Source organism: Pseudomonas sp. W15Feb34, from assembly GCF_023127765.1.
Classification (GTDB): domain Bacteria; phylum Pseudomonadota; class Gammaproteobacteria; order Pseudomonadales; family Pseudomonadaceae; genus Aquipseudomonas; species Aquipseudomonas synxantha_A.
In genome coordinates, this window is sequence record NZ_SPKN01000045.1 from 169,655 (window position 1) to 182,355 (window position 12,701).

The window sequence follows — 12,701 nt, forward strand, 5'->3', positions numbered from 1 at the left end:
CAAGTTATTTCGGCGCACTTTCCTGCATCACTCGAATAACCCGTTGTGGAAACGGAATATCAATCCCTGCCGCTTTCAAACGGTCACGTGCCAGTTCATTAAACATAAACACCACGTCCCAATAATCCGGGGTGTTGGTCCAGCAGCGCAGCGAAACGGTGATGGAGCTGTCGCCCAGGGTCGATACCACCGCTACAGGCGCAGGATCAGCCAGCACGCGGGGATCTTTGGCCAGCTCCAGCAACACTTCACGGGCTTTTTGCAGGTCGGCCTCGTAGTCCACGCCCACATCAAAAACCACCTTGCGGGTCGGCTGGCGGTTGGTATTGGTGATGATGCCGTTGGACAGGATGCCGTTCGGCACGATCACTGTCTTGTTGTCACCGGTACGGATCACGGTGTGGAAGATCTGGATGCTATCGACGGTACCCGAGGTGCCCTGCGCTTCGATCCAGTCACCGATGCGGAACGGACGAAACAGCAGAATCAGCACACCACCAGCGAAGTTCGCCAGGCTGCCCTGCAATGCCAGGCCGATCGCCAGGGTTGCCGCACCGATGGCAGCGACGAACGAGGTGGTTGCCACACCGATCATCGAGGCCACGCTGACGATCAGCATGACTTTCAGCGCGATGTTCGCCAGGCTGGTGACGAAGTGCTGCAGCGCCAGGTCGGCGTTGCGCACGGCCAGCAAACGGCCTACACGATGGGTAAAGACATTGATCAGCCACCAGCCAATGGCGAGGGTGATCACTGCCAGTAATACCCGGCTGCCATATTCCATGATCATGGGGATCCAAGACTGAGAGGTCTTGATCAGGTGATCCATTTCAGCGTTCAAATCCATCTACTTTCTCCTGTGGTGCGGCGATAGGGCTCTATTGACTGCCTGAAAACGCAATTGAGCCCCGAAGGGCTCAATTGTAGGCACTGATTCTGGGGCGTGGGACGTCAAAAACACCCACAGGTTCCCCAAAGTGCCATCAGTCGCGGAAGTTATTGAACTGCAGCGGCATATCGAAAGTCTTGGCACGCAGGGCCGCAATAGCCTCTTGCAGATCATCGCGCTTCTTGCCGGTGACGCGAACCTGCTCGCCCTGAATGGCGGCCTGGACCTTGAGCTTGGCGTCCTTGATGTGGGCGACGATCTTCTTCGCCAGCTCCTTATCGATGCCTTCCTTGAGCACGGCTTCCTGCTTCATCAGCTTGCCGGAAGCATAGGCGTCCTTGACTTCAAGGCACTGCACGTCGATCTTGCGCTTGACCAGGGCCAGCTTGAGGATCTCGATCATCGCTTCCAGCTGGAAATCGGCTTCAGCGGTCAGGTTGACGGTCAGTTCCTTTTCCTTGAATTCGAAGCTGCCCTTGCCTTTCAGGTCATAGCGACGGTCCAGTTCCTTGACGGCGTTCTCGACGGCGTTGGTGACTTCGTGTTTGTCCAGTTCAGATACCACGTCGAACGAAGGCATGTGATTTCTCCAATATAAGGGGCGGGCTCAGTAGAGATGGAGCGCGCCCGAGCTAAAATGCCGAGGCATTATAGCGGTTCTTTCACGCCGTTCACCGCTGGCGACCTTATGGAGTACACACTGATGTCGACCCCCTGGCATATTCTTGGCGCCGGCAGCCTGGGCACCCTGTGGGCCACGCGGCTGGCGCGCGCGGGGGTGCCCGTCAGGCTGATCCTGCGCAATGAGGCACGCCTTGCCGACTATCGAGCTGGCCAAGGGCTGACCCTGGTCGAGCACGGTGTGGAACAGACTTACCCGGTAGTCGGCGAAGCGCCTGACAGCCTGGAGCCGATTCATCGCCTGCTGGTCGCATGCAAAGCCTACGACGCCCAAAGCGCTATCGCCCAGTTGCAACATCGACTGGCGCCCGACGCCGAACTGATCCTGCTGCAAAATGGCCTCGGCAGCCAGGACGCAGTGGCTGCACAAGTGCCGTCGGCCCGCTGTATCTTTGCCTCGAGTACTGAAGGTGCGTTTCGCGAAGGCGACTGGCGGGTGGGGTTTGCCGGGCATGGCTACACCTGGCTGGGGGATGCGAGCCACCCCACGCCACCGCTGTGGCTGGACGACCTGCAAGCAGCCGGCATTCCCCACGATTGGGCCAGCGATATCCTCACGCGCCTGTGGCGCAAGCTGGCGCTCAATTGCGCCATCAACCCACTGACCGTGCTGTATCACTGCCGCAACGGCGGTTTGAGCGCCCACCACTGCGAGGTCGCCACGCTCTGCGCCGAGCTGGCCGAACTGCTGGAGCGCTGCGGCCAGCCTGCGGCTGCACAGGACTTGCACAGCGAAGTCGAGCGAGTGATCCAGGCCACCGCCGCCAACTATTCCTCCATGTACCAGGACGTCGCCAACGCCCGACGTACCGAGATCAGCTACCTGCTGGGCTACGCTTGCCAGGCCGCGGCCCGCCATCAGTTGGCAGTGCCGCATCTGCAACAGGTGCACACGCGCCTGGTGACGCATTTGCTCGCACGCGGATTGGCCAGCGACTGAGGCACGCGCTACCCTGCCTACCTGTCTATCACCTGGGAAAACCCTGATGCCATTGCGCCAGCGTCTTGAAAATCTACCGGTAGGACAGAAACTGCTGGCGGCCCTGCTAGTACTGTTGACCACCGTATTGCTGGTGGCCAACCTGACGTTTATCAGCGCTGCTTACTGGATCTCCCAGGAAAGCATGGCCCCCCAGGCCTTGCAGGCCATCGGTCGGCTGGTGTCCAACCCGTCGCTTGCCGCACAGGCGCTTGAATCCCCGGCCAAGGCCGAGGCACTGCTCAACGAACTGACCAGCTATTCACCGTTGCGCGCCGCCGCCCTGTATGACGGCGAAGGCAACCGCCTGGCGCAGATGCAACACGGCGACCGCCTGCACCTGCCGGACCACTACCGGCATATTGAAGCGTGGCGTGTTACCGAGTTTCGCAGCAACCAGGTCATCACCCTGCCCCGTGGCAACCAGCCTTCCGGGCATTTGTTGCTGGTGGCCACAAGTGAGCTGCCGATGGCCTTCTATACCGGCACGCTGACCGCGAGCCTGGGCATCCTGATCTTCAGTGTGTTGCTGTGGCTGGTCATCGCCCGGCAGATCAAACGCCTGATTACCCGCCCCATCCATGAACTGGAAGAGCTTTCGCGCCAGGTCACCCGCGAAGAGAACTACGCCCTGCGCGCAGGGCCCGGCAACCATGATGAAATCGGCAGCCTGGCCGAAGCTTTCAACACCATGCTGTCGCGTATCGAAGCCCGCGAGCAGCAACTCAAGCGCGCCCGCGACGACTCCCAGGCCGCCTACGACCAGGCCCAGGGTTTGGCCGAAGAAACCCGGCATACCAACCGCAAGCTCGAACTGGAAGTTCAGGTGCGCAGCAAGATCGAGAAAAAACTCACCGGTTTCCAGAACTACCTCAACAGCATCATCGACTCGATGCCCTCGGCGCTGATCGCCCTGGATGAACAGCTCTACGTCACTCAGTGGAACCAGGAAGCCACTGCTCTCTCCGGCACGCGCCTGGACGAAGCCCTGAACCAGCCGATCTTTCTGGCCTTCCAGCCGCTCAAGCCGTACCTGCCACAAATCAAGGCAACGGTGGAGCAACACTCGGTGGAGCGGATAGAACGGGTCACCTGGATCAAGGACGACGAGCCCAAGCATTACGCCCTGACGTTCTATCCATTGATGGGCGGTGCCGGGCGCGGCGTGGTGATCCGGATCGACGACATCACCCAGCGCCTGTCCCTGGAAGAAATGATGGTGCAATCTGAGAAGATGCTCTCGGTCGGCGGCCTCGCGGCCGGTATGGCCCATGAGATCAACAACCCTCTGGGCGCCATCCTGCATAACGTGCAGAACATTCGCCGCCGCCTGTCCCCCGACCTGCCCAAGAACCTGGAGCTCGCCGAACAAGTGGGGATTGAACTGGACACGGTCAATCGCTACCTGCAAGGCCGCGAAGTCCCGCAGTTGCTCGACGGCATCCAGCAAGCTGGCGCCCGCGCCGCGAAAATCGTCACCCACATGCTCAGCTTCAGCCGGCGCAGTAATCGCCAGATGGCCCCCTGCGACTTGCCGGCCTTGATCGACCAGGCCGTGGAAATTGCCGGCAACGATTTCGACCTCACCATCGGCTTCGACTTCAAGGGCCAAGCGATCATCCGCCAGTTCGACCCGCAACTGGGCCCCGTGCCCGGCACCGCCAACGAGCTGGAACAAGTGCTGCTCAATTTGCTGAAGAACGCCGCCCAGGCCATTCACCTGCGTGAAGACGACAGCGAACCGGGGCGCATTATCCTGCGCACCCGCCTCAACCCGCCGTGGGCAGAAATCCAGGTGGAAGACAACGGCATCGGCATGAGCGAAAACGTGCGCAAACGCACGTTCGAGCCGTTCTTCACCACCAAGGAAATCGGCCAGGGCACCGGGCTTGGGCTGTCGGTGTCGTATTTCATCATTACCAACAACCACAAGGGCCAGATGGAAGTGCATTCCACCCTGGGCCAGGGCACGTGCTTTACCTTGCGCCTGCCGCTTGCCGGCAGCCAATTGCCCCCCACTGAACTTACCCAACTGGAGCACTGACCATGGGCTTTCGCCTGTCGAAGATCTACACCCGTACCGGCGACAAGGGCGAGACCGGCCTCGGCGACGGCCGCCGCGTGCCCAAGGACCACCCACGCGTGGAGGCGATTGGCGAGGTGGATACGCTGAACAGCCACTTGGGCTTGCTGCTGGCCAACCTTGAAGAGCAAAGCGGCAAGCATCCGGCGCTAATGGATGTGATTGAGGTGCTCACACCTTGCCAACATCGCCTTTTCGACCTGGGCGGCGAGCTGGCGATGCCGGTGTACAAGGCATTGAATGCGGCGGAAGTGGATCGGCTGGAAGCGGCGATTGATCGCTGGAATGAGGAGGTTGGGCCGCTGGAGAACTTCATCCTGCCTGGCGGCTCGGCGTTGATCGCCCAAGCCCATGTGTGTCGTAGCCTGGCGCGCAGTGCGGAGCGGCGGTGTCAGCACCTGAATGCGCTGGAGCCGCTGGAAGGCGTGGGATTGGCGTATATCAATCGGTTGTCGGACTTGCTGTTTGTGGCGGCCAGGGTGATTGCCCGGCGCCAAGGTGTTGCTGAAGTGTTGTGGCAGGCGGCTGCCAAGCCACACTGAGATTTATCGGGTGACTGGCAAGACCTCATCGGGAGCAAGCCCCCTCCCACATTTTGAATTGTGAATACATTCAAGTGTGGGAGGGGGCTTGCTCCCGATAGGGCCCGTCAGCGCAACATCAAACCTGCGGCCAGAACGCCCGAATCCCAGCCACGCCTTGCGCCCCGGCTTCCCAGGCCTGCTCCCGCTGCGCAGGCCCAACCCCGCCCAGCAGAAACACCGGCTTACTGAACCCGGCGATCAACTGCGCCGCCTGCTCCCAACCTAAAGGCTGCGCATCCGGATGCGTCTGGGTCGGCTGTACCGGCGACAGCGTGACAAAGTCCACGTCCATCATCTCTGCCAGTGCCAGCTCTTCGGCGTTGTGGCAAGAAGCCGCCAACCAGCGATCCTTCGGCAGCGGTCGGCCTTTGCTCGCATACTTACGCAGTTGCGCCGAGGTCATGTGCCAGCCGGCGGCAGGGAAATCCCCCAGCCATTCGAACGGCCCTTTAAGCATCAGTTGTGCCTTGCCGGCACACAGGCCCACCGCATCCACCGCCAGATCGCGGTATTTGGGGTCATAACCGTTGGGCGCACGCAGTTGAACCAGCTTGATGCCACCAGCGATGGCCTGCTGGATACCGCGCAACAACATCGGGGTTTCCAGCTCACCGGGGGTGATCAGGTACTCGGCCGGCAGGCGCGCAGCAGCAACAATCGGCGCATTCGCCGCCGGGAACTCGTAGTTGAGCAAGTCCCGCGGCGACACCCATTCCAACGGCTGCCCTTCGGCCCCATGAGGCTCGCCGGTAAACGCCGAGACTTCCCAGACATCCAGCAATACCTGCTTGTCCGGGTAGTCGTGCTGCACCTTGATCAGCGGCCGCGCCGTGGTGACCTGGATGCCCAGCTCTTCCTGCAATTCACGGGACAAGGCCGTGGCGACCGACTCATCGGCCTCCACCTTGCCGCCGGGAAATTCCCAGAGGCCGCCTTGATGCTGGGTATCGGCACGGCGCGCCAACAGGATCCTGCCGTCGACACCGCGGATCACCGCTGCTGCTACATGCACTCGTTTCACCACCAGTTTCCTCTTGGTATCAGGTACGGTATTCCGCGTTGATCTTCACGTATTCGTGGGACAGGTCGGTAGTCCAGATGGTTTCGCTGCACTCGCCGCGGCCCAGTTCGATGCGGATGGTGATTTCTTCCTGCTGCATCACCGCCGAGCCCTGGGCTTCGGTGTAGGTTTCGGCACGGGCACCGCGGCTGGCGATGCATACGTCGCCCAGGAACACGTCGATCTTGCTCACGTCCAGGTCCGGCACGCCGGCACGGCCAACGGCGGCCAGGATACGCCCCCAGTTAGGGTCCGATGCAAACAGTGCGGTCTTGATCAGCGGCGAGTGAGCCACGGTGTAACCCACATCCAGGCATTCCTGATGGTTGCCGCCGCCATTGACTTCAACCGTGACGAACTTGGTCGCGCCCTCGCCGTCGCGCACGATGGCCTGGGCCACGTCCATGCACACTTCAAACACGGCCTGTTTCAACGCCGCAAACAGCGGGCCTTCGGTGGACGTGATTTCCGGCAAGTTGGCCTGGCCAGTGGCGATCAGCATGCAGCAGTCGTTGGTGGAAGTGTCGCCGTCGATGGTGATGCGGTTGAACGACTTGTTGGCGCCATCGAGCATCAGGCGCTGCAGCACATCGCGGGAGACTTTGGCGTCGGTGGCGATATAACCGAGCATGGTGGCCATGTTCGGACGGATCATGCCTGCGCCCTTGCTGATACCGGTCACGGTGACGGTCACGCCGTCATGCACGAACTGGCGGCTCGCGCCTTTTGGCAAGGTGTCCGTGGTCATGATGCCGGTGGCCGCAGCCGCCCAGTTATCCACAGACAGGTCATCCAGCGCAGCCTGAAGGGCGCCTTCGATTTTTTCCACTGGCAGCGGCTCACCGATCACGCCGGTGGAGTACGGCAGCACTTGGCTGGCGTCCACGCCGGCCAGTTGCGCCAGCTTGGCGCAGGTGCGCGCAGCCGCCACCAGGCCAGGCTCGCCGGTGCCGGCGTTGGCGTTACCGGTATTGGTCAGCAGGTAGCGAATCGACCCGGCCACCCGTTGCTTGGCCAGGATCACTGGCGCGGCGCAAAAAGCGTTGAGGGTGAATACACCTGCCACGGTCGAGCCTTCGGCACAGCGCATCACTACCACATCCTTGCGCCCCGGGCGCTTGATGCCGGCCGAAGCGATACCGAGTTCAAAACCGGCGACCGGGTGCAATGTGGGCAAAGGACCAAGACCAACAGCCATGTATGCGCTCCTTGAAATAGATGATGTCTGTGCCGTCGCTATCGACGGTGGGAATTAATGGCAAAACGCCGCGACGGCTGGTGCCGGTCGCGGCGCAGGGGTGTTGCAGCGTCAGGCGAAAATCTTATTCGATCTGGCCGTGGCAGTGTTTGTATTTCTTGCCCGAACCGCAGAAGCACAGCTCGTTGCGGCCCAGTTTCTGATCATTGCGAACCGGGCTTTGAGCCAGGGCCACGTCGACTTCTTCGCCCAACGCTTCAGGCGCGTCCAGGCCCGGAGCCTCGTCATGCTGGAACTGCATGCGCGCAGCCAGCGCCTCGGCTTCCTGACGCAGGCGTGCCTCTTCCTCGATCGGGTCTTCGCGACGCACCTGAACGTGGGACAGCACGCGAATCGAATCGCGCTTGATCGAATCCAGCAGCTCGGAGAACAGCGTGAACGACTCGCGCTTGTACTCCTGCTTCGGGTTCTTCTGGGCGTAACCGCGCAGGTGGATGCCGTGACGCAGGTGGTCCATGGTCGACAGGTGGTCTTTCCACAGGTCGTCCAGCACGCGCAGCACGATTTGCTTCTCGAAGGTGCGCAGTGCTTCGGCACTCGCCTGCTCTTCTTTCTCGTTGTACGCGGCCAGCAGTTCGGCCATCAGTTTTTCGCGCAGGGTTTCTTCGTACAGGTGGTCGTCTTCGTCCAGCCATTGCTGAACCGGCAAGTCGACACCGAAGTCGCTCTTCAACGCGGCTTCCAGGCCGGCAACATCCCACTGTTCAGGCAGGGACTGTGGCGGGATATGGGCGCTGACGGTAGCGTTGAGCACGTCCTGACGGAAGTCAGCGATGGTCTCGCCAATATTGTCGGCGGCCAGCAACGTGTTACGCATGTGATAGATCACTTTACGCTGTTCGTTGTTGACGTCATCGAACTCGAGCAGTTGCTTGCGAATGTCGAAGTTGCGGCCTTCGACCTTGCGCTGGGCTTTCTCGATGGCGTTGGTCACCATGCGGTGCTCGATCGCTTCACCGGACTGCATGCCCAGGGCCTTCATGAAGTTCTTCACCCGATCAGAGGCGAAGATGCGCATCAGGCTGTCTTCCAGCGACAGGTAGAAACGGCTGGAACCGGCGTCCCCCTGACGGCCGGCACGGCCACGCAGCTGGTTGTCGATACGGCGCGATTCGTGACGCTCGGAGGCGATCACCTGCAAGCCACCGGATTCCAGCACGGCCTGGTGGCGCTTCTGCCAGTCAGCCTTGATCTGGGCGATCTGCTCAGGGGTCGGGTTGTCGAGCGAGGCCACTTCCACTTCCCAGTTGCCGCCCAACAGGATGTCGGTACCACGACCGGCCATGTTGGTAGCGATGGTCAGCGCGCCAGGGCGACCGGCCTGGGCAATGATCTCGGCTTCCTTTTCGTGGAACTTGGCGTTGAGTACCTTGTGCTCGATGCCTTCCTTGTTAAGCAGGTTGGACACGTGCTCGGAAGTTTCGATAGTGGCGGTACCCACCAGGATCGGGCGGCCCTTGGCCATACCGTCCTTGATGTCGTTGATGATCGCCGCGTATTTCTCTTCGGCAGTCAGGAACACCAGGTCGTTGTAGTCTTTACGCGCCAACGGTTTGTTCGGCGGAATGACCATCACGGCCAGGTTGTAGATCTGGTGGAACTCGAACGCTTCAGTGTCGGCCGTACCGGTCATGCCGGACAGTTTGTTGTACAGACGGAAGTAGTTCTGGAAGGTGGTGGACGCCAACGTCTGGCTTTCGGCCTGGATGTTGAGGTGTTCCTTCGCTTCGATGGCCTGGTGCAGGCCTTCGGACAGACGGCGACCGGGCATGGTACGACCGGTGTGTTCGTCAACCAGCACGACCTGGCCGTCCTGCACGATGTATTCGACGTTGCGATGGAACAGCTTGTGGGCGCGCAGGCCGGCGTACACGTGGGTCAACAGGCCCAGGTTGTGCGCGGAGTACAGGCTTTCACCCTCGGCCAGCTCGCCGATCTGGGTCAGCATCTCTTCGACGAACTGGTGACCGGCTTCGTTGAGCTCGACCTGGCGGGTCTTCTCGTCGATGGTGAAGTGACCTTCTTTGGTCACCACGCCTTCGACTTCCTCGATGTGCTGCTCCAGGCGCGGGATCAACTTGTTGATCTCGGTGTACAGGCGCGAGCTGTCTTCGGCCTGGCCGGAGATGATCAGCGGCGTACGGGCTTCGTCGATGAGGATGGAGTCGACTTCGTCGATCACGGCAAAGTTGAGTTCACGCTGGAATTTCTCATCCATGCTGAACGCCATGTTGTCGCGCAGGTAGTCGAAACCGAATTCGTTGTTGGTACCGTAGGTGATGTCGCAGGCGTACGCGGCACGCTTCTCTTCCGGCGGCTGGAACGGCGTTACCACACCGACGGTCAGGCCGAGGAACTCATACAGCGGGCGCATCCAGTTGGCGTCCCGGCGGGCCAGGTAGTCGTTCACCGTCACAACGTGCACGCCCTTGCCGGACAGTGCGTTGAGGTAAACGCCCAGGGTTGCCACCAGGGTCTTGCCTTCACCGGTACGCATTTCGGCAATCATGCCTTCATGCAAGGTCATGCCGCCGATCAACTGGACGTCGAAGTGGCGCATGCCCATGACGCGCTTACCGGCTTCGCGGGCGACCGCGAAGGCTTCGGGCAGCAGCTTGTCGAGGGTTTCACCTTTGGCTATGCGGGCCTTGAACTCTTGGGTCTTGGCGCGCAATTGCTCGTCCGACAGAGCAACCATCTGCTCCTCGAAGGCATTGACCAGCTGCACCGTCTTGAGCATGCGTTTGACTTCGCGCTCATTCTTGCTTCCAAAAAGTTTCTTTAACAAAGGCGCAAACATATCGGCAGGTTCTTCCACACATAGGGATGGAGGGCGCACCGTGAGTGGCCCGAGCAGCCCTCACGGCCGCATTGCGAACGCGCATTCTACCCGGAATCGTGGGTGAGGAAAGTAACGTTGTTTCCCGATGCAGGCGCGGCGCTATGAGAGGGCTTGTTTAAAATAAGGGCTTTTGCGCGAACTTCAACCCATAGAGCGCAGAAGTTACTTATTGATTTCATGGGTAAAGCCCAGCCAAGGCATGGCCGCGGGGCGTACCGGCGCTTTCTGGTAAGATAACCGCTCTGTTACCTAAGGTGTCTAAACATGGCATTTCGCCCTCTTACAGCCCGCGCTCCCGGCGTGTTGCTTCGCGAAGCCAAGCCGTTGAAAGCCATCTTTGGCCATGCGCAACGCTTGGGCCGTTTGCAGCGCCTGCTTGAAAGCCAGTTGCAACCGGCCGCACGTGAGCATTGTCATGTGGCGTCCTGGCGAGAAGGCAATCTGCTATTAATTGTCACTGATGGCCATTGGGCCACACGCTTGCGCTATCAGCAAAAACGCTTGCAGCGCCAGTTGATGGTCTTTGACGAGTTCGCCGGTTTGACGCGCATTCAGTTCAAGGTACAGCCGCCCACCGTGCCGCAAGGCGCAGTGGGGCATACGATGGACCTGTCGGAAAATGCGGCCGAAACCCTGCAGGCAACGGCCGAAGGGATCAGCGACCCAGGCTTGCGCGCAGCCCTGGAACGGCTGGCCGCCCATGCCCGGCCCAAAGCCTGAACACTACTTGCGTTTGCTGCCGCCCAGCAACGAGCCCAACAGGCCACGCACCAACTGGCGCCCCATTTGATTGGCCGCCTGCTGCATGGCTGACTTCAGCGCCTTGCCGGCAGTAGTCCCCAGGAATGCACCGGCCTTGTCGGTAAAGCTCGGTTCTTCGGCGGTCGGTGCGGTTTCCTCGGTGGGCCCAAGTTCCTTGCGAGCCATCAGCACTTCATAGGCCGACTCCCGGTCAACCGGCTTGTCATAGCGGCCCAACAGCGGCGAACTGGCGACCAACGCCGCACGCTCTGCTGCGCTGAGCGGCCCGATCCGCGATTGCGGGGGAGCAACCAGTACGCGCTGGACGACTTCCGGGGTGCCCTTTTCCTGCAAGGTTCCCACCAACGCCTCACCCGTCCCCAACTCTGTGAGCACCGACAAGGTATCGAAGGTCGGGTTGGGCCGGAAACCGTCGGCCACCGCCCGCAGGGATTTCTGCTCTTTGGCGGTGAACGCACGCAAACCATGCTGAATGCGCAAACCCAGTTGCGCCAGCACCGTATCCGGCAAGTCGCCCGGCGATTGGGTGACAAAGTACACGCCGACGCCTTTGGAGCGGATCAAGCGTACGACTTGCTCCAGACGTTCCTGCAAGGCTTTTGGCGTATCCGCGAACAGCAAATGCGCCTCGTCGAAAAACAGCGCCAGCAGCGGTTTGTCGGCATCGCCACGCTCCGGCAATTGCTCGAACAACTCTGCCAGCAGCCACAACAGGAAGGTCGCGTAGACCTTCGGCGCTTCATGCACCAGCCGGCTGGCATCGAGCAGATGAATGCGCCCGCGGCCATCGCTGGCCGGTTGCAGAATATCTTCCAGTTGCAGGGCCGGCTCGCCAAACAAGGCTTCGGCGCCCTGCTGCTCCAGCACCGCCAGGCGCCGCAACAGCGCCTGGCTGGAACCGGTGGTCATCAACGCCGCGTCGTCACCCAGCAGCTCCGGGTGATAGCGCAGGTGATTGAGCAGTGCCTTGAGATCCTTGAGATCCAGCAGCAACAGACCTTCGCGGTCGGCCACCTTGAAGGTCGCATAGAGCGCCGATTGCTGGCTGTCAGTCAGCTCCAACAAGCTGCCGAGCAACAACGGGCCCATTTCGCTGATGGTGGTGCGCAGCGGATGGCCGGACTGCCCGTGGATATCCCACAGGGTGACCGGATACGCCTGGGCCGTGTAATCCAGGAACGGCATACCGGCAATGCGCTCGGCCACTTTGCCCTGAGGGTTGGCGGCGGCGCCCAGGCCACAGAGGTCGCCCTTGATGTCAGCGGCGAACACCGCCACGCCCGCATCACTGAAGGCTTCGGCCAGGCGCTGCAAGGTGACGGTCTTGCCGGTGCCGGTGGCGCCGGCGATCAACCCGTGACGGTTGGCCAGGCGCATGGACTGGGCGATGGGCTGGCCGTCAAGGCCGGCACCGATAAGCAGTTGTGTGGAGTCAGGCATTTCGTCACCTATGGTTAATCTTTAGTGCCGCGAGGTCGATATAGACGGATGTAAGCCCGACAAAGACTAAAAAATGGTCAGATAATTCCGATATGGACCAACGGAGCTATCACCAGAAATACC

Annotated in this window: 10 protein-coding genes; 4 read left to right on the forward strand and 6 right to left on the reverse strand. The window is 61.0% G+C overall.

All coding sequences use genetic code 11. From position 1 onward, the window contains the following. Positions 1-4: 4 nt before the first annotated feature. Together E4O97_RS22650 and E4O97_RS22655 are read right to left on the reverse strand one after the other, a co-directional pair. Positions 5-847 (reverse strand): mechanosensitive ion channel family protein, encoded by an 843-nt coding sequence (locus E4O97_RS22650; RefSeq protein WP_005790935.1) that lies wholly within the window; start codon positions 845-847, stop codon positions 5-7. Between the two features lie 136 nt (positions 848-983). Next, entirely contained in the window at positions 984-1,469 is a 486-nt protein-coding gene (locus E4O97_RS22655) for a YajQ family cyclic di-GMP-binding protein (protein WP_003193880.1), read from the reverse strand. Positions 1,470-1,592: 123 nt separating this feature from the next. Here E4O97_RS22655 and E4O97_RS22660 point away from each other — a divergent pair, with 123 nt between their 5' ends. From E4O97_RS22660 to E4O97_RS22670, 3 genes are read left to right on the forward strand one after another with little or no spacing between them, the layout of a single operon-like run. Then, entirely contained in the window at positions 1,593-2,510 is a 918-nt protein-coding gene (locus tag E4O97_RS22660) for a putative 2-dehydropantoate 2-reductase (protein ID WP_248162315.1), read from the forward strand. A 46-nt stretch (positions 2,511-2,556) separates the two neighbouring features. After that, the gene (locus E4O97_RS22665; RefSeq protein ID WP_216092044.1) at positions 2,557-4,593 is read left to right on the forward strand and encodes an ATP-binding protein; all 2,037 of its coding nucleotides are present in this window, start codon (positions 2,557-2,559) and stop codon (positions 4,591-4,593) included. A gap of 2 nt (positions 4,594-4,595) precedes the next feature. After that, on the forward strand, positions 4,596-5,174 hold the full coding sequence (locus tag E4O97_RS22670) for a cob(I)yrinic acid a,c-diamide adenosyltransferase (RefSeq protein WP_248162317.1): 579 nt from the start codon (positions 4,596-4,598) through the stop codon (positions 5,172-5,174). Between the two features lie 118 nt (positions 5,175-5,292). Here E4O97_RS22670 and E4O97_RS22675 read toward each other — a convergent pair whose 3' ends face one another. The 3 genes from E4O97_RS22675 to secA all read right to left on the reverse strand — a co-directional run bounded on the left by E4O97_RS22675 (position 5,293) and on the right by secA (position 10,334). Further along, positions 5,293-6,237 (reverse strand): Nudix family hydrolase, encoded by a 945-nt coding sequence (locus tag E4O97_RS22675; RefSeq protein ID WP_148852628.1) that lies wholly within the window; start codon positions 6,235-6,237, stop codon positions 5,293-5,295. A gap of 19 nt (positions 6,238-6,256) precedes the next feature. Beyond that, positions 6,257-7,474, reverse strand: coding sequence for a bifunctional glutamate N-acetyltransferase/amino-acid acetyltransferase ArgJ (gene argJ, locus E4O97_RS22680; protein WP_248162319.1), 1,218 nt, complete (start codon positions 7,472-7,474; stop codon positions 6,257-6,259). Between the two features lie 124 nt (positions 7,475-7,598). After that, positions 7,599-10,334 (reverse strand): preprotein translocase subunit SecA, encoded by a 2,736-nt coding sequence (gene secA, locus E4O97_RS22685; protein WP_078822196.1) that lies wholly within the window; start codon positions 10,332-10,334, stop codon positions 7,599-7,601. Between the two features lie 306 nt (positions 10,335-10,640). Here secA and E4O97_RS22690 point away from each other — a divergent pair, with 306 nt between their 5' ends. Continuing rightward, complete coding sequence (locus tag E4O97_RS22690; protein ID WP_005790949.1) at positions 10,641-11,096, forward strand: DciA family protein; 456 nt, start codon at positions 10,641-10,643, stop codon at positions 11,094-11,096. A 3-nt stretch (positions 11,097-11,099) separates the two neighbouring features. Here E4O97_RS22690 and E4O97_RS22695 read toward each other — a convergent pair whose 3' ends face one another. Continuing rightward, positions 11,100-12,578 carry a helicase HerA-like domain-containing protein gene (locus E4O97_RS22695; protein ID WP_005790951.1) on the reverse strand — a complete coding sequence of 493 codons (1,479 nt, stop codon included), beginning with the start codon at positions 12,576-12,578 and terminating at the stop codon, positions 11,100-11,102. Between the last annotated feature and the right edge of the window lie 123 nt (positions 12,579-12,701).

Coding starts and splice junctions, on each gene's coding strand:
- E4O97_RS22650 (WP_005790935.1), bottom strand. CDS start 847: ATGGATTTGAACGCTGAAATGGATCACCTGATCAAGACCTCTCAGTCT.
- E4O97_RS22655 (WP_003193880.1), bottom strand. CDS start 1,469: ATGCCTTCGTTCGACGTGGTATCTGAACTGGACAAACACGAAGTCACC.
- E4O97_RS22660 (WP_248162315.1), top strand. CDS start 1,593: ATGTCGACCCCCTGGCATATTCTTGGCGCCGGCAGCCTGGGCACCCTG.
- E4O97_RS22665 (WP_216092044.1), top strand. CDS start 2,557: ATGCCATTGCGCCAGCGTCTTGAAAATCTACCGGTAGGACAGAAACTG.
- E4O97_RS22670 (WP_248162317.1), top strand. CDS start 4,596: ATGGGCTTTCGCCTGTCGAAGATCTACACCCGTACCGGCGACAAGGGC.
- argJ (WP_248162319.1), bottom strand. CDS start 7,474: ATGGCTGTTGGTCTTGGTCCTTTGCCCACATTGCACCCGGTCGCCGGT.
- secA (WP_078822196.1), bottom strand. CDS start 10,334: ATGTTTGCGCCTTTGTTAAAGAAACTTTTTGGAAGCAAGAATGAGCGC.
- E4O97_RS22690 (WP_005790949.1), top strand. CDS start 10,641: ATGGCATTTCGCCCTCTTACAGCCCGCGCTCCCGGCGTGTTGCTTCGC.
- E4O97_RS22695 (WP_005790951.1), bottom strand. CDS start 12,578: ATGCCTGACTCCACACAACTGCTTATCGGTGCCGGCCTTGACGGCCAG.